Below are 23,416 nucleotides of genomic sequence, written 5' to 3'. Positions count from 1 at the left end.
TGACAAAGACAGCCCGCAGCAAAGCTAGATACGGAAGCGTGGATTTATACGTGAGCAGCGAACAGGGTTCATCAACTCTGCAGGACGCAACCGGAGCCGACACGGCGATGGGTCCAACCGGACGTCCCCTGACGGTATTCCCCGAGCCTCCCGTCCTCACGTCCCATGGTCCTGCCCGGATCATTGCGATGGTGAACCAGAAGGGCGGGGTCGGCAAGACCACCTCCACCATCAACCTTGGTGCCGCCCTCGCGGAAGCCGGCCGCCGCGTGCTGCTGGTGGACTTTGACCCGCAGGGCGCCCTGTCCGCAGGGATGGGAGCCAACCCGCACGAGCTGGACCTCACCGTCTACAACGTGCTGATGGACCGGAAGGTGGATATCCGCGAGGCGATCCACGAAACCTCCATCGAGAACATCCACCTGCTGCCGGCCAATATCGACCTTTCCGCAGCCGAGGTGCAGCTCGTGAACGAGGTGGCCCGCGAGCAGGTGCTCGAACGCGCACTACGCCGGGTATCGGATGACTACGACGTCATTCTCATCGACTGCCAGCCTTCCCTGGGCCTGCTGACCGTCAACGCCCTGACCGCCGCGCACGGCGTGATCATCCCGCTGATCTGCGAGTTCTTTGCCCTGCGTGCGGTGGCCCTGCTGGTGGAAACCATCGAGAAGGTCCAGGACCGGCTCAACCCCAGCCTCCAGGTGGACGGCGTCCTGGCGACCATGTACGACGCCCGCACCCTGCACAGCCGTGAAGTGATTTCCCGCCTCGTGGAAGCCTTCGGGGACAAGGTCTTCGAAACGGTCATCAAGCGGACCATCAAGTTCGCCGACGCCACTGTGGCGGCCGAACCGATCACCTCGTACGCCGGCAACCACCCGGGCGCGGACTCCTACCGCCGTCTCGCCAAGGAACTGATTGCCCGCGGCGGCGCGCCCTAAGCCGGCGCCCGCCCCGGCGGAGCCGGAGGCCAGGGAGCCGGGTTCGCAGGATCCGGCCGCCCGCGCCGGCTTCGAAGTCCGGCTGGCAAACTTCACCGGGCCCTTCGATGTCCTGCTGGGACTGATTTCCAAGCACGAGCTGGACATCACCGAAATTGCCCTTGCCGCCGTCACCGATGAATTCCTGGGCTACATCCGGGAACTCTTCGGTACCGGACCCGAGGTCGCGCTGGATGAGGCGAGCGAATTCCTGGTTATTGCCGCCACCCTCCTGGACCTCAAGGCAGCACGCCTGCTTCCGGCCGGCGACGTGGAGGACGAGGAAGACGTCGCCCTGCTCGAAGCCCGTGACCTGCTGTTCGCCCGGCTGCTGCAGTACAAGGCGTTCCGCGAGATGGCCGCCCTGATGGGGGAGCGGCTGACGGACGAGGCGCGGCGTTACCCGCGGCAGGTATCCCTGGATCCGCACTTCGCGGCGATGCTTCCCGAGCTGGTCTGGCGGACCACGCCGCAGCAGTTCGCGGACCTGGCCGCGCGTGCCCTGCAGCCGCGCGACGAGCAGCCTCCGACAGTGGGGCTTGAACACCTGCACGCGCCCAAGACCAGCGTCCGGGAGCAGGCGCTAATCCTCGCGGAACGCCTCGCTGCAGACGGCGCGGCCTCCTTCGGTGCCCTGGTGTCCGACGCCGACGGTCCCGTGGCGGTGGCCCGGTTCCTCGCGCTGCTGGAAATGTTCCGCGACGGAGTCGTCAGCTTTGAACAGCCTGCCCCGCTGGGTGAGCTGCTCGTCACGTGGACCGGAGGGGCGGATCCGGCAGGCGGGGTTGCCGCCGTGGGAGATGAATATGACGGTGAGCGCGCCGGCGAAAACAGCGGATCCAATGGCGCAGCAGTCCAACACACAACTCTGGAAGAGGACCGGTCATGACGGCGGAACCTGGTTTTGGTCCGGGCACAAGCGGCGGGGACGACACCCGCGAAGACGTTGCAGCACTTCCCGGGGGAGTGAAGGCCGCCGTCGAGGCGGTGCTGATGGTGGTGGACGAACCTGCCGCCCCCGCGGTGCTGGCCTCGGTGATCGGCGTGCCGGAGCCGGAAGTGCTCGCGGCCCTCACGGAACTGCAGCGGGAGTATGACGGTTATACTGGGGATGGACCCGAGGGCGCACCGCGTGGTTTTGAACTCCGTGACGTAGCAGGCGGATGGCGGATTTTTTCCCGCGCTGACTATGCGCCCGTTGTGTCGAAGTTTGTACTGGAAGGCCAGAGTGCACGGCTGTCGCAGGCCGCACTGGAAACATTGGCGGTGATTGCCTATCGGCAGCCCGTCTCCCGGGCCCGGGTCTCCGCGATCCGGGGAGTAAACGTCGATTCGGTGGTCCGCACGCTGGTTCAGCGTGGATTGATCGTCGACGCCGGCACCGAACCGGAAACCGGTTCGCTGCTGTACCGGACCACGCCGTACTTTCTGGAACGGCTTGGTTTGGGCAGCCTCGACGAACTTCCACAGATTGCACCGCACCTGCCCGGGCTGGAAAACCTGGCCGAATATGAAGACACTACTTATTAACCGCTACACCCAAAGGACTTACTCATGACACCAGCACCCCGTTCCGGATCCGGCCGCAATACCCCTCGCGGCGGCGGACGCAGTGCCGGTGGCCCCGCCGGCGGCAAAAGCTACGGCCGCGGCTCCAAGCCCTCCTCCAACCGCACCGGCGGCCCGCGCTCGGCATCGGGTCTCAAGCCCGGTGAAGACCGTGCCAACGGCTACCGGCCCGTCAGCCCCGAGGCGGCCCGCCCGGAGAAGTTCAAGTCCGACGCCGTGAAGGCCTTCGGCTCTAGCAACTCCGGCAAGACCGGTGCACCCCGTACCGACGCCCCGAAGTCCGGTGCTTCCAAATCGGGCGGCTTCAAGCCGGGCGGTTCCAAGTCCGGTGCCGGCAAGTTCGGCGGCCCCCAGCAGGGCCAGCGCAAGAGCGGCGACCGCGCCTTCCGCGGGGAGCGCTTCGGCCAGAACCTGGGCCCCGTTCGCCGATCCACCACCCGCCGCCCCGCCGCCCCGGTGATTTCCGAACAGCACAACCCCGAAGGCGTCCGCCTGCAGAAGGTCATGGCCAGTGCCGGCGTCGCCTCCCGCCGCGTGTGCGAGGAAATGATTGCCGAAGGCCGCGTCGAAGTTGACGGCCAGGTCGTCACCGAGCTCGGCGTCCGCGTTGACCCGGCGACGGTGGCCATCCACGTGGACGGCATGCGCCTGCAGCTGGATGAAACCCAGAAGTACTACGTGTTCAACAAGCCCCGCGGCGTCATCTCCACCATGGAAGACCCCGAAGGGCGTCCCTGCATCAGCGACTTCCTTAAGGCCACCAGCAAGAACGAGCGTTTGTTCCACGTTGGCCGGCTGGACAACGAAACCGAGGGCCTGCTGCTGCTGACCAATGACGGCGAGCTGACCAACCGGCTGACGCACCCCTCCTACGAAGTCCCCAAGACCTACCTGGTGCAGGTCCGCGGACCGATGAGCCACGGCGTGGGCGCGCAGATGCGTGAAGGCATTGAGCTGGAAGACGGCTTCCAGAAGGTTGATTCCTTCAAGCTGGTCGACTCCACCCCGGGCCACCTCCTGGTCGAGGTAGTCCTGCACTCGGGCCGCAACCGCATTGTCCGCCGGCTGTTCGACGCCGTCGGCCACCCGGTGGAGCGCCTCGTCCGCACCAAGATCGGACCGATCAGCCTGGGCGACCAGCGCCAGGGCAGCATCCGCGTCCTCGGCCGCGGCGAGGTCGGACACCTGCTCGCCTCAGTAGGACTGTAGCCAATGGCCGCTGCCGCTGACGGGGGCACCCACCTGTCCGGATCCGTGCTGATTATCGGCACGGGGCTGCTGGGCACCAGCATCGGCCTCGGGCTTTCTGCCCGGGGTGTCGATGTGGTGCTCTCGGACCTGTCTCCCTCGACAGAGGCCGTGGCCCGCGACATCGGCGCCGGACGGCTGCTCAGTACCGCAGGCGAAAGCTTCGAGCCGGCACTCGTGGTCGTTGCCGCGCCGCCGGATGTTACCGCGTCTCTGGCCGCGGCAGCGCTGAAGGACTGGCCGGCCGCCGTCGTCGTTGATATTGCCAGCGTCAAGTCCGCCGTCCTGGCTGACCTGCGGGAGCGCGACGCCGATCTCAGCCGTTACGTGGGCACGCACCCGATGGCAGGCCGGGAGAAATCCGGGCCGGTGGCTGCGCGGGCGGAACTGTTCAACGGCATGCCCTGGGTGATCTGCCCGCCGGAGGAAGCAACTCCGGACGCCGTGCGCCGCGCCGAGGCCCTTGCCTTCGACCTGGGCGCCGTAGTCTCCCGGATGTCCGTCGAAGACCACGACGCGTCCGTGGCGCTGACCTCGCACCTGCCGCAGGTAATGGCTTCCCTGGTGGCCAGCCGGCTGCAGGAAACCCCGCCGCAGTCCCTCGCCCTGTCCGGCAACGGCCTGCGGGACGTGACCCGGATTGCCGCAAGCGATCCAAATCTCTGGGTGCAGATCCTCAGCGGAAACGCCGGGCGGCTGGTGCCGATCCTGCACGGGGTCCGCGAGGACCTGAACCGGCTGATCCGCACGCTCGAAGACCCGGTCGCGGATGGTGCGCGCCTGGACATGGCGCAGCTGATTGCCGAAGGCAACGCAGGGCAGGCCCGGATTCCGGGCAAGCACGGCGGACCGGCGCAGACCTTTGTGTCCTTCACCGTCCTGGTGGATGACACGCCGGGCCAGATTGCCCGGCTGCTCACCGAAATCGGTGAGATCGGCGTGAACCTGGAAGACCTCCGGCTGGAGCACGCCTCCGGCCGGCAGGTGGGACGGGCGGAAATCTCCGTCCTGCCCGGCCGGGTGAATGACCTTGTTTCTGAATTAAGCGCCCGCGGGTGGAAGGTAGTGCAGTGAGTTCTAATGTGGATCCGGCCCAGTTCCGGCAGGGCAAGCCGCTGGTTGTGGCCATCGACGGACCGTCGGGGTCGGGCAAGTCCAGCATCAGCCGGGAAGTGGCCCGCCGCCTGCACGCCGCCTACCTCGACACCGGTGCCATGTACCGTGCGGTCACGCTCTCCTGCATGGAGGCCGGCATCGATCTGACCGATTCGGTGGCCGTTGAGGCCGCCGCGGAAAACGCCGACATTGCCCTGAGCCTGTCCCCGGATGAGGAATGGGTGCGGGTCAGCGGCCGGGACGTCACCGACGCCATCCGCGAGCCCGCCGTGTCCTCCTCGGTCAGCGCCGTCGCCACCACCTTGGGGGCCCGGGCGGAACTGGTCCGACGCCAGCAGCAGCTGATTCGGGACTCGGGCCTGCGGATCGTGGCCGAGGGCCGGGACATCACCACCGTGGTGGCCCCGCACGCCGAGGTGCGGATCCTGCTCACCGCCAGCGAAGAAGCCCGGCTCCGCCGCCGCGGCATCCAGCTGGGCGGCACGCAGACCGCCGCCGCCCTGAAGGAACAGGTCCTGGTCCGCGACGCGAAGGACTCCACCGTGGTGGAATTCCAGCAGGCCGCCGACGGCGTCGTCACCATCGATTCCTCCGACCTGGACTTCGAAGAGACGGTCTCGGCCGTACTCGAAGTGGTTTTCACCAGTACCCACTAGCTCCCCGCCGGGGGACCCGGCACCAATCACGGGCACCCGCCCGTGTTTCAATGGGAGGAGGACATCCGGCGGCAACGCCGCAAGGTATCCTCCCTCACACTTACCGGGCTGAACGTCCGGCGACGGCCTGTACGCAGTGCTGCAGACCTCAACGGAAAGAAAGCAATTCAATGAACGGAAAACCTCTCAACGACGACACCGCCGGTGACGGGACCTCCACGGACGAGTACGTGCCGTCCGGAGAAGACCAGATCGACGAGCGCCTCGCGGCAATGGATGACGACGAGGCCGATATCCGCGCCCGTTCCCTCCGCGCCGGTCTCGACGACTACGAACTTGATGAAGAAGACGCCGCGCTGCTCGCCGGCGGCTTCGAAGAATACGACGAAGACGCACCCCTGCGCCAGGATCCCGTGGTCGCCATCGTTGGCCGCCCGAACGTGGGCAAGTCCACCCTGGTGAACCGTATCCTCGGCCGCCGCGAGGCCGTCGTCGAGGACACCCCCGGCGTGACCCGTGACCGGGTTACCTACCCCGCGACCTGGAACGGGGTGAACTTCACCCTGGTGGACACCGGCGGCTGGGAACACGACGCCCGCGGCATCCACCGCCGGGTTGCCGACCAGGCCGAAATCGCCGTCGACCACGCCGACGCCGTCATGCTGGTGGTCGACGCGACCGTCGGCATCACCGCCACCGACGAAGCCGTGGTGCGGATGCTGCGCGGCAAGGGCAAGCCCGTCGTCGTCGTCGCCAACAAGGTGGACGACATCCAGAACGAAGCCGACGCTTCCTCCCTCTGGGGCCTGGGCTTCGGCGAGCCGTACCCGGTCTCCGCCCTGCACGGCCGCGGCACCGGTGACATGCTCGACGCCGTCCTGGACGTGCTGCCCGAGTACTCCGCATACGGCGGACTGGACCGCTCCGGCGGCCCGCGCCGCATCGCACTGATCGGCCGTCCGAACGTGGGCAAGTCCTCGCTGCTGAACAAGCTGGCCGGGTCCGAGCGCGTGGTCGTGGATGACACTGCGGGCACCACCCGTGACCCGGTGGATGAAATGATCGAACTCGGCGGCCGCACCTGGCGCTTCGTCGACACCGCCGGCATCCGCCGCCGTCAGCACATGGCCCAGGGCGCGGACTTCTACGCCTCCCTGCGTACCCAGGCTGCCCTGGAAAAGGCCGAGGTCGCCGTCGTGCTCCTGGCCGTGGACGAGGTCCTCAGCGAACAGGATGTCCGCATCCTCCAGCTGGCCATCGAATCCGGCCGCGCGCTGGTCCTCGCCTTCAACAAGTGGGACCTGCTCGACGACGAGCGCCGCCGTTACCTCAAGATCGAGATCGAGCGCGACCTGGCCCACGTTGAATGGGCTCCGCACGTCAACATCTCGGCCAAGACCGGCTGGCACAAGGACCGTCTTGTTCCGGCACTGGATACGGCACTGGAAAACTGGGACAAGCGCATCCCCACCGGAAAGCTCAATGCCTTCCTGGGCGAGCTCGTGGCGGCCCACCCGCACCCCGTGCGCGGCGGCAAGCAGCCCCGCATCCTCTTCGGTACGCAGGCTTCCTCGCGTCCGCCGAAGTTCGTGCTGTTCACCACCGGCTTCCTGGATCCGGGCTACCGCCGCTTCATCACCCGCCGGCTGCGCGAGACGTTCGGCTTCGAGGGCACGCCCATCGAGGTCAGCATGCGCGTCCGCGAAAAGCGCGGCAAGAACAGCAAGCGCTAAGTCTCCGGCGTGAATCCCCGGTCCTGGTCCCTTATGGGGGAGCGGGGCCGGGGTTTCTGCGTTTCGGGGGGGTGCTGCCTGCGGTGCTGTGGCAACGGGGCTTCGGGGCTGTGGCAGCGGCCCGGGAGTCCGGCGGCTCATCACTGTACAGATAACGGGGCTATCCGGCTGGGATAAGCCCGTTATCTGTACAAGCACCGCGGCCGGGAAGCGGATAAGCCCGTTATCTGTACAAGCACCGCGGCCGGGAAGCGGATAAGCCCGTTATCTGTACAAGCACCGCAGCCGGGAAGCGGGGGAGCCGGTGCGCGCTCTGTTTTGGCCGTACACCGGTGCCCGCAACGCCCGCGAGCCTCGATGCGACGGATTCACCGGTTGTGGTGTAAGGTATTTGAGGTGGTTCAGCCGGGAGACATTCCGGAAGAACTGCGGGTTGTGGCGCAGCTTGGTAGCGCACTTGACTGGGGGTCAAGGGGTCGCAGGTTCAAATCCTGTCAACCCGACGGTAAGCCTGATGAAACGCGAGTTTCGTCAGGCTTTTGTCGTTTAAGCGGGTGCCGGGCTGGGGGTCGAGCCTGCCGCAGAGCCCGGCCGATGCTCTAGTCACCACCCTCAAGGAAGCCGCCGTCGAGGACCCAGTTGTAGCGCAGCCTCAGTGCACGTTCGGTGCTTGCTGCCAGCGTTGCCAGCAGCAGCGTTATGTTCGCCGATGCCGGAAGCTGGAAAGGGCTGGAGAACGTGCCGATGTTCTCCGCGACGGGCGGGAGCTGCATGATCTGCTCAACGATCTGCGGAACGCCGAGCACGAGCGCGACCACGAGTACGCTGGCCGATACGATGCCAACGGCACGGCTCAGCGCCGGATTGGTCCGTTCCAGTCGGGCGCGCAGTCCTTCGGCCGAGGCAGGATCAGGTAGAAGCTGTCGCTCGGACCCGTCGGGGGTCACATAGTGGCAGCGCCTGAGCCCGTAGATGCTGACCTCGACCTCGATGGCGCCACCCGGCACTGCGAACACCGCGGGAAGTTCCGATCGGGCCTGGTTGATCCCGTTGCGGTAGAGCCGCGCGCGTACTTCGCCGTCCGCATCCCCGCCGGGCCGGACGTCTACGGACCAGATTTCCGGTGCTCCGTCCTCGCCGGCGAGCCGCAGATGAAAGAGGGAACGCGAGAACAGCTGCCACCATCGATAGCGCGGAAGCGTCTGGCCGTCCCCGGGTTCCAGCGTCTCTTTGGGTGTCACTTGTTCCTCCCGGAATCGCTTCTTCGGAACAGCCCTGCCAGCGCGGCTACGTTCCGCCGAGGGGTCGTCGATCCGTGCTTTCATGTGACTCAGACCCCGACGACGTAGGTGAGGGCGGCCCAGACCGAGACGGTGGCCACTGTCGTCCATATGACGATTGCCACACCTTGCCAGAGCAGCACCCAGCCACGGGGGGTTCCGCTCGCGATGAGGATCGCGGATGTGAACTGGGTCGGGATTGCAAGGGGACCGAGGATGCTCGCGCCGGGGACGCCGAAGCGGACGAGCCACTTCATGAAGCGCTGGCGCCCCTTTGATACGGGCTTGGCCGGCACCGTCTCCTCGAACTCAGCGGACCCCTGGTAACCCAGGGAGGCCGGGACACGCTCGGCCCTCCGAGCAGCCGCGACGCGGGCCGTGTTGCGGTCGGTGACCGCAGTGCGGGCCCGGGACGTGAAGAGCACCACGAGGACCACGCTCAGGAAATTGCCGACTGCGGCGGCGATACCGGCAACGACAGGGTGGAGGCCGCCGAGGATGCCGATCACGGAGGCCCCTTCGGCCTCGATGAACGGGACGGCCCCGGCGAGCATCATGATGAAGGGACGGATGATCTCGGGCACCTGGGCCGCCAGATCCTGGAAGTTGATGATCAGTTCCTGAATGGGGTTCATGGTTCGGCGCTTCTTTCTTTTGTCTTATGCGGGTCGTGGATTTGTGCGATTCTCGAAACTGTCCCCAGCAGAAACAGTGTTCCCGGGTCTGGCTGGGCCGTACTGCTTCGCCTGCACCGGTGTCTTCAGATTCGCACCGGAGTCAGCGCCGTCGCGTCGGTGGAAGTCCCTGCATTCCGCCGGTTTCCGCCTACGCGGTAGGTCGGAGCGACTTCGTTTGCGTAGGTGGGAATTGCCTAATAGGGTGCCGACAAGCTGTGAAGGGAGCGACACTGATGGACTTCCTGGGCCGGCACGCGGAGCGTGCAGCGGTCGACAACTTCCTCTCGCAGGCACGAGACGGGCTGAGCGGGGCAGTCATTGTGCGCGGGGAGGCGGGTATCGGAAAGACGGCGCTGCTCCAGTACGCCCGCCGCAGGGCTGATGCCTCAGGGTTCCGGGTGGCGTCCTCGGTCGGAGTGGAGTGCGAGACACAGTTCGCTTTTTCGGGCCTGCATCAGTTGTGCACGCCGCTGCTGGACCGCATGGGTTCGCTGCCCGAGCCGCAGCAGGCCGCTCTGGGCGTGGCGTTCGGGCAGCAAAGCGGTGCCGTGCCGGATCCGTTCCTGATCGGGCTGGCAACTCTCAACCTGTTAGCCGAGGCCGCTGAGGAAAGGCCCCTTCTGTGCATCGTCGACGACGCGCAGTGGCTGGATGAGGCGTCTGCCCAGGTTCTCGCGTTCGTGGCACGACGGGTCGCGGCCGAGCGGATGGTGCTGGTGTTGGCGCTGCGGGAGCCCACCGACCGCGATGTGCGCGGGTTCGACGGTATCCCTGTCTTACGCTTGGGCGGGCTCGACGAGACCGACGCGCGGGAGTTGCTGGCTGCGGCCGACTACATACCCCTGGACGACGGGAAGCGGAACCATGTCCTTGCCGAGGCACGAGGGAACCCTCTCGCCCTGCTGGAACTGGCCCGTAACGCGCCGGCTGCGTGGCTGGCCGGCGGGTTCGAGCCGATGCCGGGGATCACGCACCGCCTTGAGGACACCTTTCGGCGCCGCTCGGACAGCCTGCCGGCACCGACTCAACTCTTGCTGCTGATTGCCGCTGCCGATCCAACCGGAGAGGTGGCGCTGCTATGGCGTGCGGCCGCGCACCTGGGGATCGCCGGCGAGTCTGCCGCGCCCGCGGAAGCCGCCGGTCTGCTGGAGATTGATACGCGGGTGAAGTTTCGCCATCCGCTGGTGCGTTCGGCTGTGCTTCGGTCCGCCGCCCCGCCGGAGCGCCGCCGCGTGCACGCCGCGCTGGCCGCTGCCACCAATCCGGACATCGATCCCGACCGACGCGCCTGGCACCGGGCACGGGCCGTGCTGGGCACCGATGAGGACGCCGCCGCGGAACTGGTACGGTCAGCAGGCCGGGCGCGTGCCCGCGGCGGGCTGTCCGCCGCGGCGGCGTTCATGGAGCATGCAGCCAGACTGACACCTGATCCCGCCGCACGGGCGAGCCGGGCATTGGAAGCCGCGCGTGAGAAGCACGAGGCTGGTGCGGACGCCTCGGAGCTGCTGACCATCGCTTCGGCCGGGCCGCTCGATACCCTACAGCAGGCTCGCCTCGAACTGCTGCGCGCGCGGATCGCGTTCCACCTCAAGCGCGACGCCGAAGGGCAGAGGATGCTGCTGGAAGCCGCTAAGAGCCTGGCCCCGCTGGACCCGGTGCTGTCCCGTGAGACGTATCTGCGCGCGCTCGAAGCGGCGATCGTCACCGGTGACTTCCGCCGCGGCCGCGGCATACCGGAAGTGACCGAGGCTGCCCTGACGGCGCCCGTCGCGACGGGGTCTCTGCGGCCTGCGGATCTGCTGCTCGACGGGCTTGTGACGACCTTCACTCAGGGGTATTCGGCCGGTGTGCCGGGGCTGCGGCGGGCGCTGGCGGCCTTCGGAGGCCAGGAGCAGGATGTTGATGCGCTGAGCGTCGCCGACACCTGCCGCTGGGGGTGGCTCGCCAGCCGAACCGCAATGTCGGTGTTCGACGACGAGATGCTCCACGCGGTGTCCATCCGTCATGTCCGTCTGACCCGTGAGACCGGCGCGCTTGCCGCACTCCCGGACGCACTTCTGGGCCAATCCGTCATGCAAGTGCTCTCGGGTGAGTTCGACCGCGCCGCCGAGCACGCAGCGATCGCAGCCGCGACCGAGGCTGTGCCCTTGCTGCACGCGCAGCTCCTCCTCTCTGCCTGGCGCGGCCGTCCAGACGAGACCGCCGGGATGCGCGCGAGCATTGTCCGCAAGGCTGCCGGACAGGCGCACAGCACCGAGGATGCCCTGACACAGTACGCCATGGCGGTGCTGCATAACGGTCGGGGCGACTACTCCGCAGCTCATGCCGCGGCGGCACGGGCCGTCGACACCGAAGCGGTGAGGTTCAACAACCTGGCCCACTCTGAACTCGTCGAAGCGGCGTGCCGTTCCGGCCGGCCGGAGAGTGCGGCCGATGCGCTGGAGCAACTCACTTCACGCGCCCTCGCCAGCGGTACGCCGTGGGGGCTCGGTCTGGCGGCGCGTGCACGGGCGTTGACCAGTACGGGGAGGACTGCTGAGGAGCACTTTCGTGAGGCAATCGACCAGCTCAGTCGGTGCCGGATAACCACCCACCTCGCCCGTACCCACCTTGTCTACGGCGAGTGGCTTCGTCGCGAGGGCCGACGGCAGGACGCCCGCGAACAGCTCCGCACCGCGCACGAGCTGTTAATGGACATGGGAGCCGAAGCGTTCGCAGCCCGCGCCGCCCGCGAACTGCGTGCCACCGGTGAGCACCCCCGCAAGAGAAGCGCCCAGCCGACCGACAGCCTCACCGCCCACGAAATGCACATCGCCCGGCTGGTGGCTACCGGCGCAACCTCCCGCGAAGTTGCCACCGAGCTCTTCCTCAGCCCTCGCACGATTGACGCCCACCTCCGGAACATTTTCCGCAAGACGGGCGTCACCTCGCGCCGCCAGCTCCGCGAGCTGTCCCTTCGCTGAGCCCCGCAGCGTGGCGGTCGAGGCCCGCCACTAGGGCGTGCCGACGTCGTCGGCCACCGCAGCCATCCGCCCCTCGAACTGGTGCCCGCCGGATGTATGCCGGCGGACGACGGCGTGAGGCAGCCGCGCTGCGTGCCGGTCCAGATGGTCGATGGGCACCACCTCGTCGTCGACGCAATGGTGGAGCCAGACCGGGAAGCCGGTTGGCAGTTCGGCGTCAGCCGGCAGGGCGTATTCCGCCTGCCAACCCTCCGACTCCCAGAAAGGCACTGCCAGGAGGACAAGTCCCAGCGGCGGGGTGCCCTGAAATCCATCGGCGAGGTGAAGCAGGACCATCGACGCCCCGAAGGAATGCCCGACGATGACCAGGTCAGGGGCGAGGGTATTCCGGTGCCGTTCGATTTCGCTGCGCCAGCCCGCGGCTGACATGTCCTGATCGGGGAAGCGGGGCGCCGTAACGGGCAGGCCGAGGCGGGTGTGCAGTTCTTCTGCGAGGGGCAGGTCGTCCGGGTAGCCGCCGGCTCCATGGACGAAGAGGATCTCCATGCGTTCTCCCGGGATTTCATTGCCGTGCCGGGTTTGGGTTGAGAGCGTTACCTGTTCCTGCAGGCCAGCTTGGTCTTCCGCCCGCTAGCCGGTCAAGGGAAGCGGGCCCGGATGACTCCGGCGCCCTGCCCTGCTAGCCTCATCCGTCCGGCGTCACGGCGTCCGCCATCCAGGTTGCGTCGGAGAAGGAGCGGGTCCATGGCTGCGGAAATCCCATCCCGGAAGGTCATTATCCATGGCGCCGGCGGTGCGATCGGCGGTGCCGTAGCGGAGGAATTTGCCCGCCGCGGGGCGGAGCTGTTCCTCGCCGGGCACCGCCTGGACTCCGTTAATACAACGGTGGACCGCATCCGCGGCCTGGGCGGCGGGCCGGTGCATGCGGCCGAAGTCGACGCGTCCGATCCCGCGGCCGTAGACGCGCACGCCGACGCCGTCGTCGACGCCGCAGGACGGATCGACGCAGTGCTCAACGCGGCAGGCCTCCCGGCGGTGCAGGGCGTCCCGCTGCTCGACATGCCCGTGGACGACGTCGTCGCGCCGGCAGCGGGCTGGCTGCGCACACAGTTCATCACTTCGCGGGCCGCTGCAGCGCACATGGTTCGGCGCGGAAGCGGAACGGTCCTGCTGCTGTCCGCCTCGCCGGCAAGGGTCTCCATCGCCGGAGTGGGCGGCTTCGCAGCGGCTTGTGCCGCCGTCGAAGCACTCACGCGGACCCTTGCCGCAGAGCTCGGTCCCTCGGGAGTGAGGGTCGTCTGCCTTCGCCCGCAGCGCATTCTGGAAACCATTGGAAGCACACCGGACCTGCCGATGGCACTGGAGGAGTTCACCCGGTTTCTCGAGTCACTCACCACCACGGGGACCCTTCCCACTCTCGGGGAGGTGGCCAAAGCAGCAGTCTTCCTGGCCGAGGGCGGCGCCGGGAGTATGAACGGCGCCGTCCTGAACCTCACGAGCGGGATGAGCGTCGATTGATACCCGGGACATCGGTGCAAAAGGGAACCGTGAGGATCGCGGCTGCGGGGACCAATGGCACCGGCACGGGTTCCCGGCGCAGCCAGGTACGACGCCGGTTGGCCGCCCTCGCGGCCGTTGCAGTCACGGCGGCCGCGGCGGCCGGATGCACCGGCGGCGGACCGGGACCGGAGCCACCCTCTTCCGTTTCGCCCGGACCGGAAGTGACAAGACCCGATCCGGAAGTCCTCGCCACCGGTCTCGACGCGCCCTGGTCGATTGCGTTCCATGAGGGCATTCCGTTGGTCAGTGAGCGGGACTCCGCACACATCCTGGAGCTCAACGCCGGCGGCAACATCCGGGAAATCGGCACCATCGAGGGCGCCGGCGGCAGGGGAGAAGGCGGCCTTCTCGGGATCGCCGTCCAGGACGGGTACCTGTATACCTATTTCACCGGGGACGGAGGAAACCGGATCGAGCGGCGCGAGGTCACCGGCGAACCCGGGTCATTGGCGCTGGGCGAAGCGGAAACCATCCTCGACTCAATCCCCGCCGGCCCGGTCCACAACGGCGGTCGCATCGCCTTCGGCCCGGACGGCATGCTGTACGCCACCACGGGCGACGCCGGCAACCGGGACAGCGCCCAGGACCGGGACTCGCTCTCGGGCAAGATCCTGCGGATGACCCCGGACGGCACCGCCCCGGAGGACAACCCGTTCCCGGGAACACTCGTGTACAGCTACGGGCACCGCAACCCGCAGGGCATCGCCTGGGACGGCGACGGCGTCCTCTACGCGAGTGAATTCGGGCAGAACACCTGGGATGAGCTGAATGTGGTCGAGGCCGGCGGGAACTACGGCTGGCCCGAGGTCGAGGGCATCGCCGGGGAGGAAGGCTTCATCGACCCGGTGCAGCAATGGACGCCCGGGGAAGCCAGTCCGAGCGGCATCGCCGTGGCGGAGGGCTCCCTGTACATTGCCAACCTGCGCGGTGAACGGCTGCGGGAGGTCCCGCTCGACAATCTGGGCGCCTCCACCGAGCAGCTGGCCGGCGAGTACGGCCGGCTGCGCGACGTCGTCAACGCTCCGGACGGCAGTGTGTGGATCCTGACGAACAACACGGACGGCCGCGGCCGTCCGGGGCAGGATGATGACCGGATCCTGCGCCTGGAAACGGATTAGGCGAGGCTTGTCCGCATCAGCCACCGGGTCTTTCCGCCGGATTTCGACGCCGTCGGCACCACGCGTTCGAAGCCTGCTGCCTCGAACAGCGCCGTAGTGCCGACGTAAGCGAGCGAGGAACTGATCCTGCCACCGGCGGCGTCGATCGGGTAGGCCTCCAACGCCGGAGCGCCGGCAGCACGGGCATAGTCGACGGCGCCGTCGAGCAGGTGCCGGGCCAGTCCCTGCCGGCGGAACTGCGGGCGGATAACCAGGCAGACCACGCTCCACACCGGCACGTCGTCGACGGCGGGGATGGTCCGTGAGGACCGCAGACGGTGGTGGCTGGCGCGAGGACTCACCGAACACCAGCCCGCGGCCTCGCCGTCGACATAGGCGACGACGCCGGGCGGGGTGCCTTCCTCCGCATACCGGCGCAGCCTGCCCTGCTGGTCAGCGCCGGTGAGAGCACGGAACGTCGGGAGGCGGTAGCTGAGGCACCAGCAGGCCTGGGTGTCGGGGTTCTTCGGCGCCAGGACTGCGGCGACGTCGTCGAACCGGTCCGCGGCGGCAGGGTGGACCTCGATCATTTCGCGGCTCCGAAGGCTGAGGATGCTCGAGACGCTTACGGCTCGAATCCCCCGTACCGTAACCTGCCGGTTCAGGCAGCGGAAGCGGGACCGCCGCGACCTGCAGCAGTGCCCGGCCGTGCCGCACCGCTGGCGGCCTCAGGGAAAGGCAAAACCATGCGCGAAGCCGTGAGGGACGTGATCATCGCCGGCGGCGGGCCGACCGGCATTATGCTCGCCCGCGAACTGCGGCTGCACGGCGTGGATGTGCTGGTGCTGGAGCGGGATGCCCAGCCCACGGCAGTGAGCCGTGCGGGAGGCCTGCACGCGCGCAGCTTGGAGATCCTGGATCAGCGGGGCGTGGTCGAGCCGTTCCTGGAACACGGCCGCAGGTATCCGCTCGGCGGATTCTTCGCCGGCATTGTCAAGGACCCGCCGGAGGGGCTGGACACCACCTACCCATACGTCCTGGGCATTCCGCAGCCCGTCACGGAGCGGCTGCTGACGGAATGCGCCCTGGCTGCCGGCGTCGAGCTTCAGCGCGGCCGGGAAGTAACGGGTGTGAACCACAACGACGACAGCGTCACGGTGAGCCTCAAGGGCGGCGGGCTGCTCCGGGCGGGGTACCTCGTGGGCTGCGACGGAGGCCGCAGCACGGTACGGAAACTGCTCGGTATCGGCTTCCCCGGTGAACCCAGCCGGCAGGACCGGCTGCTGGGGGAGATGGAACTCACCGAGCCGGAGGAGACGGTCATGTCCGTGGTGGCGGAGGTACGCGAGAACCATAAGGATTTCGGCGTCGTCCCGCTGGGGGACGGCCTTTATAGCGTGGTGGTTCCGGCCAACGGCGTTGCCGAAGACCGCAGCGCACCCACCCTCGAGGAACTCCGTGTGCAGCTGACACGGTACGCAGGCACTCACTTCGGGGTGCATTCCCCGCGTTGGATCTCCCGCTTCGGCGACGCCACCAGGCTGGCCGAACGCTACCGGTCCGGCCGGGTCCTGCTGGCCGGCGACGCCGCGCACATCCATCCGCCCTTCGGCGGCCAAGGGCTCAACCTGGGTCTCCAGGACGCGTTCAACCTCGGCTGGAAACTTGCCGGCGCGGTGAAAGGCTGGGCACCGACAGGGCTGCTGGACACGTACGACGCCGAACGGCGGCCCGTGGCGGCTGCAGTGCTCGACAATACCCGCGCCCAGTCCGAGCTGACGTCCACGGAACCGGGCCCGCAGGCGGTCCGTCGGCTGCTGGCTGAGTTGATGGATTTCAACGAGGTCAACCGGTATCTGATCGAGAAAATCACAGCGACTGGCATTCGGTACGACTTCGGTACCGGCCCCGACCTGCTTGGCCGCCGACTGCCCGACCTGCCACTGAAGGAAGGCCGGCTCTACGAGCGGATGCATGCCGGCCGCGGCCTCCTACTTGAACGGACGGGGAAACTCTCGGTGGAAGGCTGGGAAGACCGGATCGATACGGTGACCGACCTGGACCGGATGAATCCGTCCATACTGCTGCGCCCAGACGGTCATGTGGCCTGGATGGGCGACGACCAGCAGGATCTCACGCCAGCGGTAGGACGCTGGTTCGGAAACCCGGCCCCTGCGGCGGAATAACCGGCCCGAGAAAGGACCAGCCATGCCCGTGAAAGTCACCTCCTTCGCCGTCTCCCTGAACGTTCCCGCGCCGGAAGCCTCCGCAGCCTTCCTCGTCCGCCATCTTGGCTACATCGTGGAGATGGAAAACGACGGCTTTGTTTCGCTCAGACATCCGGGCGGGGGATCGAACCTCATTTTCCTGCGTACCGGCCTCTCGACGTTTCAGCCGCCGGAGGTCGCTGGACGGGCACGGGAGGGATTGTTGCTGGTGCACGTTGTCGAGAATCTCGACGAAGTCCACCAACAGTTCCTTGCTGACGGTGTGGACGTCGTGACCCCTCCGGAAACGGAGCCCTGGGGTGAACGGTTCGCGCAGTACCGGGATCCGAACGGCTTGATCGTACAAATAGTCCAGTGGATCACCGGCGAATGACCGGCGGGATCCACGAACCGGTATGACTGCGGCTCGCGTTACTACTGGGAACACTGAGGCTGGGGTGAAGAAAGTGGCTTTTACGCTTGCGGAGAACAAGGCAGGGTGTCAACCTCGTCCGCATGCAAACCAAACGCCTTCCACATGCCCTTGCCACTACTTCAATCTGCAGCCTGGCGGCAGCTTTTGCCCTCGTGGGCTCGCTGGCCACCGCTCCGACGGCTGCCGCACAGGCTCCCGCCGCGCCAATGGAATCCGGTGTTCTCGTAGCCGTTTCGGACCCTACGCCCACCTGTCTCATGACCCCCACGCCTACGCCCACGTCGACGCCGACGGGTACCCCGACTAGTACGCCGACCTCGACGCCGACGGGCACCCCGACAACTACACCCACGTCGACGCCGACGGGTACCCCGACGGGTACCCCGACTAGTACGCCGACCTCGACGCCGACGAGCACCCCGACAACTACACCCACGTCGACGCCGACGGGCACCCCGTCAACAACGCCCACGTCGACGCCGACGGTCACTCCGACTAGTACGCCCACCTCGACGCCGACGGGTACCCCCACAGTCACTCCGACGCCGACCGGTACCTCGACGCCGACGCAGACTGATACAGGGGTGACCATGGTCCAGGTAGTGTCCATCACTCCGCCGTGCATGAGGACCGGAGGACCGTCCAATGGTGTGAGCCCTGACCTGGCAGGCACCGGTGCAAGCGGCACCTCGCTCGCACTGTTGGGAGCCGGAGGCCTTCTTGTCGCTGGTGCTGCCGGGGTGTACTTCACGCGTCGCCGCGGAGCCGAGGAATCGTAGGCGTAGCCGCCCTCAAGGACCCCGAAGACGTGCGGCAGCCGGCCCTATCCCAGGGCCGGCTGCCGTTCACCCATCCGCCGTACATCTTGCTCCCTCTGGAATCGGCGAGCCGGTCGCCGTATCCTCCTTCCCATGACTTCCTGTAGAGCTTTTGCCCGCGCTTTCGGCTGCGGGTTCTTCGTGCGCGACCGCCGCCGCTGACGGCGGGCGGCACCTCCACTCGCGGTACCGCGCGCCGTCGTTCCGGATGCCAGGCACCCGGAAGGCGTCGTATGCCTGAAGGGTGCTCCATTTCGCGGCGATTGGAGCGCTCGTGGGAGCGAGAACCCAGTATGGCGGCCGGGAGGAGCTCGGCCAGAATTTCCTGATCCACCAACCCACTATCCGTTTGGTCACTGGCCTGGTCCGTTCCTCGGGCGGCGGGAGCATCCTCGAACTCGGTGCCGGCGACGGCGCCCTGACCCGTCCGCTCGCAGCCCTCGGCCGTGACCTGCTGGCCATTGACTTGGATCCAGGCTGCGTACAACGACTGCAACGGCGTGTGCCCGCAGCACGGGTGCGGCAGGCCGATGCCCTGGCCGTTCCATTTGACCGACCTGTGATTGTGGGCAATATTCCCTTTCACCTGACTACCCCGATCCTGCGTCGTCTGCTGACAACGGGTACCTGGACCCAAGCGGTGCTGCTGACCCAGTGGGAGGTCGCCCGCAAGCGGGCCGGGGTCGGCGGCGGAACCCTGCTGACGGCCCAAACCTCTCCCTGGTTCGAATTCGACCTTCGGGGCCGGGTGCCAGCAGCCGGGTTCCGCCCTCGCCCCACAGTGGACGGCGGAGTCCTCTGCCTCCGGCGTCGCAAGGTTCCGCTGCTGGAACCGCAGGACCGGGCAGCCTACGAGCGGTTCGTGCGCGGCATCTTCAGCGGTCCCGGAGCAGGGCTGGGGGAGATCCTCGGCAGGTATCTTGGGTCGGCACGGGCCGCACGGACCGCGTTGTCCGCTGCGGGAGTTCCGGTGCAGGCGCTGCCCAGGGATGTAGCCGCCGCGCAGTGGCCGCGGTTGTGGCAGGCAACCGCCTCCGCCAACGGGCCGGCAGCTGAGGCAGGGCTGGCCAGGGCGAATGTGTCGCGGCCGAGCAGGTAGCGAGGCTTCGGAATCGGGACGGACAGGATCCGCAGGATCGGCAGGGCCACCTCCGACGCCCGCGCACGCCCCGATTATTACCTCCTGCCCGCACAAGCCGGAAGCAGTACTTGTAAATCAGTGCCACACCGGGCCGGTTACGGGTAGGCTGATACAGCAGGTAAGGCAGAAACAGTCATCGGAACCGGGTCAGCCAGATATTTTTGGCTGATCAGTTTTCTTTTTGGGGAGGAAATTGCACATGGCGGGCGAGCAGTACAGCGCCGAACGAGCGGGCAACCGACGGGCGCCCAGCGCGGAAGACACTACATCCATCAGTCTTCCCCCGATGTCCGATGCCGCATCCGTCGAGCCCAAGTTGACTCCGGACGAGCGAGCCGCCGTCGCGGCCCTCCCTGCGCGCTCAGCCCTGCTGATTGCCCACAGCGGTCCGAACGCCGGTGCGCGCTTCCTGCTGGACCAGGACGTCACCACTGCCGGACGGCACCCCAACGCAGACGTTTTCCTCGATGACGTCACTGTTTCACGCAAGCATGTTGAGTTCCGCCGCACCCCCGAGGGGTTCCGCGTGGTGGACTCCATGAGCCTGAACGGCACGTACGTCAACCATGACCGGGTGGACAGCGTGCTGCTGCGTACCGGGAGCGAAGTGCAGATCGGTAAGTTCCGACTCACTTTTTACGCTGCCCGCCCCGCAACTGCCGGAAACTAGGCTCAGGCCCCGGCGTAGGGCAGATAAGGTAGTAGACATGTCAGCATCACAGTCCGTCAGGCGCACCACCGGACCGGAACGGCTGCGCGGCAGGGTGCTGAATATCGGCGAGGTCCTGAGCGAGCTAAGCACGGACTTCCCTGCCATCAGCGCGTCCAAGATCCGTTTCCTCGAGGAAAAGGGTCTGGTGACGCCGCAGCGAACGGCCGCCGGTTACCGCAAGTACAGTCCGGCCGACGTCGAGCGCCTTCGGTTTGTGCTGGCACTGCAGCGGGACCAGTACCTGCCGCTGAAGGTCATCAAGGATTATCTGGATGCGATTGACCGGGGAGAGCGGCCCGAGTCGCTTCCCGGCGGTATGTCCCTTGCCCCGCGCGTTGTTTCGGACCAGCTGGCCGGAGAGCTCGCGGCCCGTTCCCATGCGCGGACCCTGACCTTCAACGAACTGGTCAAGGAATCCGGCGCCACCACGGAATTGGTGCACAGCCTGGTCAGCTACGGGCTGATCACCAGTGCCGAAGAGAACTATGACGAGCATGCGCTAAAGGTGGCGAAGGCCTGTGTCCAGCTGGAGGCCCACGGCATCGAACCGCGCCACCTGCGTCCTTTCCGAGCGGCCGCGGACCGTGAGCTCGGACTGGTTGAACGCGTGGTTGCGCCCGTCGCCTCCCGCCGGGACGTCGCCTCGAAGGCCCGCGCCGCTGAGACCGCCCGTGAGATCAGCGACCTGTGCCTGAGCCTGCACAGTGCTCTGGTGCATGGCCAAATTGCGCGGATGGAGGGCTGAGATGCAGGAAGTAGAAGTTGTCGGCGTGCGGATTGAACTCCCGTCCAACCAGCCGCTGGTCCTGCTCAAGGAAATCAACGGCGAACGGCACCTGCCCATCTGGATCGGTGCCCCGGAAGCCAGTGCCATTGCCTTTGTGCAGCAGGGAATCGTTCCCCCGCGCCCCATGACGCATGACCTGCTGGTGAACCTGATCCACGCCCTCAAGCGCGAAGTGACACTCGTCCGGCTGATCTCCGTGGAGGACACCGTCTTCCACGCGGAGATTGTCTTCGAGGACGGAACCGCCGTGAATTCGCGGGCATCGGACGCGATTGCGGTTGCCCTGCGGATTCCGTGCCCTATTTACTGCGCCGACGAAGTCCTCAATGAGGCCGGCGTCCGCATTGCCGATGCCGATCCCGAAGACGAAGAAGAGCAGGACAACGCGGAGCAGGAGATGCGCCAGTTCCGCGAGTTCCTGGCCGACGTCGAGCCCGAAGACTTCGAACGCTGAGCAGTTGTCCACGTATGCCTCCGACACGCTTCGGAAAAGTTCCCGGCATCTTTGACCTTGGTGCCCGTCGGTTCTAACGTCGAAGAATAGAGTTCCCATTGCACCGGGGGAGTTCTCGGGGCACACTGAAGAAACCCCGACAGCTCCGGCCTGTGCCGACCCCCAGGGGAACCGTTACTAGGAGGCACACGTGAGTCCGAAAGGCGATGCCGGCGAACACGCCGCAGCACCGGGGAGCATCCCTTCCCAGAGCGCCCAGGGCTTGCTGTTCACCGAGGACCTGCCTCTTCTCGACGAAGACGCTGGCTACCGCGGCCCTACCGCCTGCAAGGCTGCAGGGATAACTTACCGCCAGTTGGATTACTGGGCACGCACCGGGCTTGTGGAACCTGCGGTACGAGGTGCCGCCGGTTCCGGCACGCAGCGCCTCTACGGTTTCCGCGACATCCTGGTCCTGAAGGTCGTTAAGCGACTGCTGGACACCGGCGTATCACTCCAGCAGATCCGAACAGCCGTTGAGCACCTGCGTGAGCGCGGGGTCGAGGACCTGGCGCAGATCACCTTGATGAGCGACGGCGCCAGCGTTTACGAGTGCACTTCCGCCGACGAGGTCATCGACTTGGTCCAGGGCGGCCAGGGAGTCTTCGGCATAGCCGTGGGCCGCGTCTGGCGAGAGGTTGAGGGCAGCCTCGCGCAGTTGCCCAGTGAGCACGTCAACGAGCAGGACTTTCCCGGAGACGAACTGAGCCAGCGCCGCATCGCCCGGAAGATCAGTTAGGCCACGCGGATCAGTTAGGCCACGCAGATCAGTTAGGCGCACCGCTCGAGTAGGGCACGCACAACACAGACCATTAACGCTGAAGGGCATCCCCGCGGGGATGCCCTTCAGCGTTTGTTCAGCTGCTCTGTGGCCTGACCGGCGCTAGGCCACCGGGCGGCGCATCACGCGGTTGCGCACGCTGCCGGAATCCATCAGGTTCTTCATCAAGGCGTCGAAGGTTCCGGCTGCCTGCTTGGCCGATTCGCCGGGCCAGTGGTGCACCGAATGGGCGGCACCCTGGATCTGCTGCCAGTTCGCCTGTTCTGCAATGGTGGGTGTGAGGAGCAGGTCACCGAACATCTGCTTCATTTCAGCAAGCCGGAAAACGTGCTCGTTGGAGCTGGGCCGCACCCGGTTGGCGATGATTCCGGCGGGGGCCAGGTTCGGAGCGAATTCCTCCCGGAAAAGTTCGAGCGCGCGCATGGTCCGCTCGGTGCCGGCCACCGAGAACAGTCCCGGCTCCGCTACCAGCAGCACCCGGTTGCTGGCGGTCCAGGCCATCCGGGTGAGGCCGTTCAGCGACGGCGGGCAGTCGATGAGGACCAAGCCGTATCCGGACACCCGGGACAGCAGGTTGGTCAGGCGTCGAAGATCGCGCTTGCCAAGGTCCGGACGGTCGTAAATACCGGAGTAGGCCGAGCCCATGGCAACATCCAGGACGGCCTTCTTGCCGTCGGAATCCTTCGCAAGGCGGCGGGCGTTCGCCACCCAACCGCTGGGGACTACGTGGTCCGAAAGCTGTGCCCGACGGGCCGTCCGGAGCATCTCGCCGATTCCGAGCTGGTTGCCGGCGCTGACACCCAGGCCGGTAGTGGCATCGGCGTGCGGGTCCAGGTCCACGACGAGCGTCGGAATGCCGGCGGCCAGCGCTGCGGATGCCAGACCGAGGGTGACGGAGGTCTTGCCGACGCCGCCCTTCAGGCTGCTGATGCTCACTACTTGCACTTGATGAACCAAAACCTAACGTGTCTAGGGATCACTGGACGCTGCTGACTCATTCTATGTGACGCACACCCGTTACCTTGGCAGCGGGCTTTTGCAGGGGTGGCGATTAGACTGGTGCAAGTGTGATGTCCAACACGGCAGCTCCGGAGTCCGCCCCCGGCGGGGTTCCGGTACGCCTTGGGGTTTGCCTCTTGTGCCGTGGGTAAGTAATGGC

Annotated in this window: 24 protein-coding genes and 1 tRNA gene; 19 read left to right on the top strand and 6 right to left on the bottom strand. The window is 66.9% G+C overall.

The window, feature by feature from the left end:
* Window positions 1–50: 50 nt before the first annotated feature.
* The 8 genes from NNX38_RS11670 to NNX38_RS11635 all read left to right on the top strand — a co-directional run bounded on the left by NNX38_RS11670 (window position 51) and on the right by NNX38_RS11635 (window position 7,808).
* On the top strand, window positions 51–944 hold the full coding sequence (locus NNX38_RS11670) for a ParA family protein (protein WP_255798133.1): 894 nt from the start codon (window positions 51–53) through the stop codon (window positions 942–944).
* Complete coding sequence (locus tag NNX38_RS11665; RefSeq protein ID WP_370646431.1) at window positions 922–1,872, top strand: ScpA family protein; 951 nt, start codon at window positions 922–924, stop codon at window positions 1,870–1,872. Before NNX38_RS11670 ends, NNX38_RS11665 begins: the two co-directional genes overlap by 23 nt.
* On the top strand, window positions 1,869–2,513 hold the full coding sequence (gene scpB, locus NNX38_RS11660) for an SMC-Scp complex subunit ScpB (RefSeq protein ID WP_255798132.1): 645 nt from the start codon (window positions 1,869–1,871) through the stop codon (window positions 2,511–2,513). Before NNX38_RS11665 ends, scpB begins: the two co-directional genes overlap by 4 nt.
* A 24-nt stretch (window positions 2,514–2,537) precedes the next feature.
* Window positions 2,538–3,761, top strand: a complete 1,224-nt coding sequence (locus NNX38_RS11655; protein ID WP_255798131.1) for a pseudouridine synthase — start codon at window positions 2,538–2,540, stop codon at window positions 3,759–3,761.
* Between the two features lie 3 nt (window positions 3,762–3,764).
* On the top strand, window positions 3,765–4,874 hold the full coding sequence (locus NNX38_RS11650; RefSeq protein WP_255798130.1) for a prephenate dehydrogenase: 1,110 nt from the start codon (window positions 3,765–3,767) through the stop codon (window positions 4,872–4,874).
* The gene (gene cmk, locus NNX38_RS11645; protein ID WP_255765778.1) at window positions 4,871–5,572 is read left to right on the top strand and encodes a (d)CMP kinase; all 702 of its coding nucleotides are present in this window, start codon (window positions 4,871–4,873) and stop codon (window positions 5,570–5,572) included. Before NNX38_RS11650 ends, cmk begins: the two co-directional genes overlap by 4 nt.
* A gap of 170 nt (window positions 5,573–5,742) precedes the next feature.
* Window positions 5,743–7,305 carry a ribosome biogenesis GTPase Der gene (der, locus tag NNX38_RS11640; protein WP_255798129.1) on the top strand — a complete coding sequence of 521 codons (1,563 nt, stop codon included), beginning with the start codon at window positions 5,743–5,745 and terminating at the stop codon, window positions 7,303–7,305.
* Window positions 7,306–7,734: 429 nt separating this feature from the next.
* Window positions 7,735–7,808 (top strand) — tRNA-Pro (locus NNX38_RS11635).
* Window positions 7,809–7,904: 96 nt separating this feature from the next.
* Here the strand turns inward: NNX38_RS11635 and NNX38_RS11630 are convergent.
* Together NNX38_RS11630 and NNX38_RS11625 are read right to left on the bottom strand one after the other, a co-directional pair.
* The gene (locus tag NNX38_RS11630) at window positions 7,905–8,546 is read right to left on the bottom strand and encodes a hypothetical protein (protein WP_255798128.1); all 642 of its coding nucleotides are present in this window, start codon (window positions 8,544–8,546) and stop codon (window positions 7,905–7,907) included.
* An 89-nt stretch (window positions 8,547–8,635) separates the two neighbouring features.
* Window positions 8,636–9,220 (bottom strand): small multidrug efflux protein, encoded by a 585-nt coding sequence (locus NNX38_RS11625; protein WP_255798127.1) that lies wholly within the window; start codon window positions 9,218–9,220, stop codon window positions 8,636–8,638.
* Window positions 9,221–9,477: 257 nt separating this feature from the next.
* Here NNX38_RS11625 and NNX38_RS11620 point away from each other — a divergent pair, with 257 nt between their 5' ends.
* Entirely contained in the window at window positions 9,478–12,225 is a 2,748-nt protein-coding gene (locus NNX38_RS11620; protein WP_255798126.1) for a LuxR family transcriptional regulator, read from the top strand.
* A gap of 30 nt (window positions 12,226–12,255) precedes the next feature.
* Here NNX38_RS11620 and NNX38_RS11615 read toward each other — a convergent pair whose 3' ends face one another.
* The gene (locus tag NNX38_RS11615; RefSeq protein WP_255798125.1) at window positions 12,256–12,771 is read right to left on the bottom strand and encodes an alpha/beta hydrolase; all 516 of its coding nucleotides are present in this window, start codon (window positions 12,769–12,771) and stop codon (window positions 12,256–12,258) included.
* A gap of 198 nt (window positions 12,772–12,969) precedes the next feature.
* Between NNX38_RS11615 and NNX38_RS11610 the strand changes: the two genes are divergently transcribed.
* Both NNX38_RS11610 and NNX38_RS11605 read left to right on the top strand, forming a co-directional pair.
* Entirely contained in the window at window positions 12,970–13,743 is a 774-nt protein-coding gene (locus NNX38_RS11610; protein ID WP_255798124.1) for an SDR family NAD(P)-dependent oxidoreductase, read from the top strand.
* Between the two features lie 29 nt (window positions 13,744–13,772).
* Window positions 13,773–14,903 carry a PQQ-dependent sugar dehydrogenase gene (locus tag NNX38_RS11605; RefSeq protein WP_255798123.1) on the top strand — a complete coding sequence of 377 codons (1,131 nt, stop codon included), beginning with the start codon at window positions 13,773–13,775 and terminating at the stop codon, window positions 14,901–14,903.
* Here NNX38_RS11605 and NNX38_RS11600 read toward each other — a convergent pair.
* Window positions 14,900–15,472, bottom strand: a complete 573-nt coding sequence (locus NNX38_RS11600) for a GNAT family N-acetyltransferase (RefSeq protein WP_255798122.1) — start codon at window positions 15,470–15,472, stop codon at window positions 14,900–14,902. The genes NNX38_RS11605 and NNX38_RS11600 overlap by 4 nt on opposite strands.
* A gap of 156 nt (window positions 15,473–15,628) precedes the next feature.
* Here NNX38_RS11600 and rox point away from each other — a divergent pair, with 156 nt between their 5' ends.
* Window positions 15,629–17,068, top strand: a complete 1,440-nt coding sequence (rox, locus tag NNX38_RS11595) for a rifampin monooxygenase (RefSeq protein ID WP_255798121.1) — start codon at window positions 15,629–15,631, stop codon at window positions 17,066–17,068.
* A 22-nt stretch (window positions 17,069–17,090) separates the two neighbouring features.
* The gene (locus tag NNX38_RS11590; RefSeq protein WP_255798120.1) at window positions 17,091–17,483 is read left to right on the top strand and encodes a VOC family protein; all 393 of its coding nucleotides are present in this window, start codon (window positions 17,091–17,093) and stop codon (window positions 17,481–17,483) included.
* On the opposite strand, the gene NNX38_RS11585 is transcribed toward NNX38_RS11590, so the two are convergent.
* A complete protein-coding gene (locus tag NNX38_RS11585) occupies window positions 17,470–18,135 on the bottom strand; it encodes a hypothetical protein (protein WP_255798119.1) in 666 nt (221 codons plus the stop codon). The two genes, NNX38_RS11590 and NNX38_RS11585, sit on opposite strands and share 14 nt — an antisense overlap.
* A gap of 40 nt (window positions 18,136–18,175) precedes the next feature.
* On the opposite strand from NNX38_RS11585, the gene NNX38_RS11580 reads away from it, so the two are divergent.
* From NNX38_RS11580 to NNX38_RS11555, 6 genes are all read left to right on the top strand, one after another.
* Window positions 18,176–18,304 carry an LPXTG cell wall anchor domain-containing protein gene (locus NNX38_RS11580; RefSeq protein ID WP_255798118.1) on the top strand — a complete coding sequence of 43 codons (129 nt, stop codon included), beginning with the start codon at window positions 18,176–18,178 and terminating at the stop codon, window positions 18,302–18,304.
* A 313-nt stretch (window positions 18,305–18,617) separates the two neighbouring features.
* Entirely contained in the window at window positions 18,618–19,442 is an 825-nt protein-coding gene (erm, locus tag NNX38_RS11575) for a 23S ribosomal RNA methyltransferase Erm (RefSeq protein WP_255798117.1), read from the top strand.
* A 241-nt stretch (window positions 19,443–19,683) separates the two neighbouring features.
* Window positions 19,684–20,154 (top strand): FHA domain-containing protein, encoded by a 471-nt coding sequence (locus NNX38_RS11570; RefSeq protein WP_255798116.1) that lies wholly within the window; start codon window positions 19,684–19,686, stop codon window positions 20,152–20,154.
* 37 nt (window positions 20,155–20,191) lie between these two features.
* On the top strand, window positions 20,192–20,941 hold the full coding sequence (locus NNX38_RS11565) for a MerR family transcriptional regulator (protein WP_255798115.1): 750 nt from the start codon (window positions 20,192–20,194) through the stop codon (window positions 20,939–20,941).
* A gap of 1 nt (window position 20,942) precedes the next feature.
* Window positions 20,943–21,437: a bifunctional nuclease family protein gene (locus NNX38_RS11560; RefSeq protein WP_255798114.1), complete on the top strand. Its 495-nt coding sequence runs from the start codon at window positions 20,943–20,945 to the stop codon at window positions 21,435–21,437.
* Window positions 21,438–21,627: 190 nt separating this feature from the next.
* Window positions 21,628–22,215, top strand: coding sequence for a MerR family transcriptional regulator (locus NNX38_RS11555; RefSeq protein ID WP_308219820.1), 588 nt, complete (start codon window positions 21,628–21,630; stop codon window positions 22,213–22,215).
* Window positions 22,216–22,359: 144 nt separating this feature from the next.
* On the opposite strand, the gene NNX38_RS11550 is transcribed toward NNX38_RS11555, so the two are convergent.
* Window positions 22,360–23,202, bottom strand: a complete 843-nt coding sequence (locus NNX38_RS11550; RefSeq protein WP_255798113.1) for a ParA family protein — start codon at window positions 23,200–23,202, stop codon at window positions 22,360–22,362.
* Window positions 23,203–23,416: the final 214 nt, after the last annotated feature.

It is taken from the genome of Arthrobacter sp. zg-Y238 (assembly GCF_024385525.1).
GTDB lineage: Bacteria > Actinomycetota > Actinomycetes > Actinomycetales > Micrococcaceae > Arthrobacter_B > Arthrobacter_B jinronghuae.
This window is presented reverse-complemented; position numbering and strand designations above follow the sequence as displayed.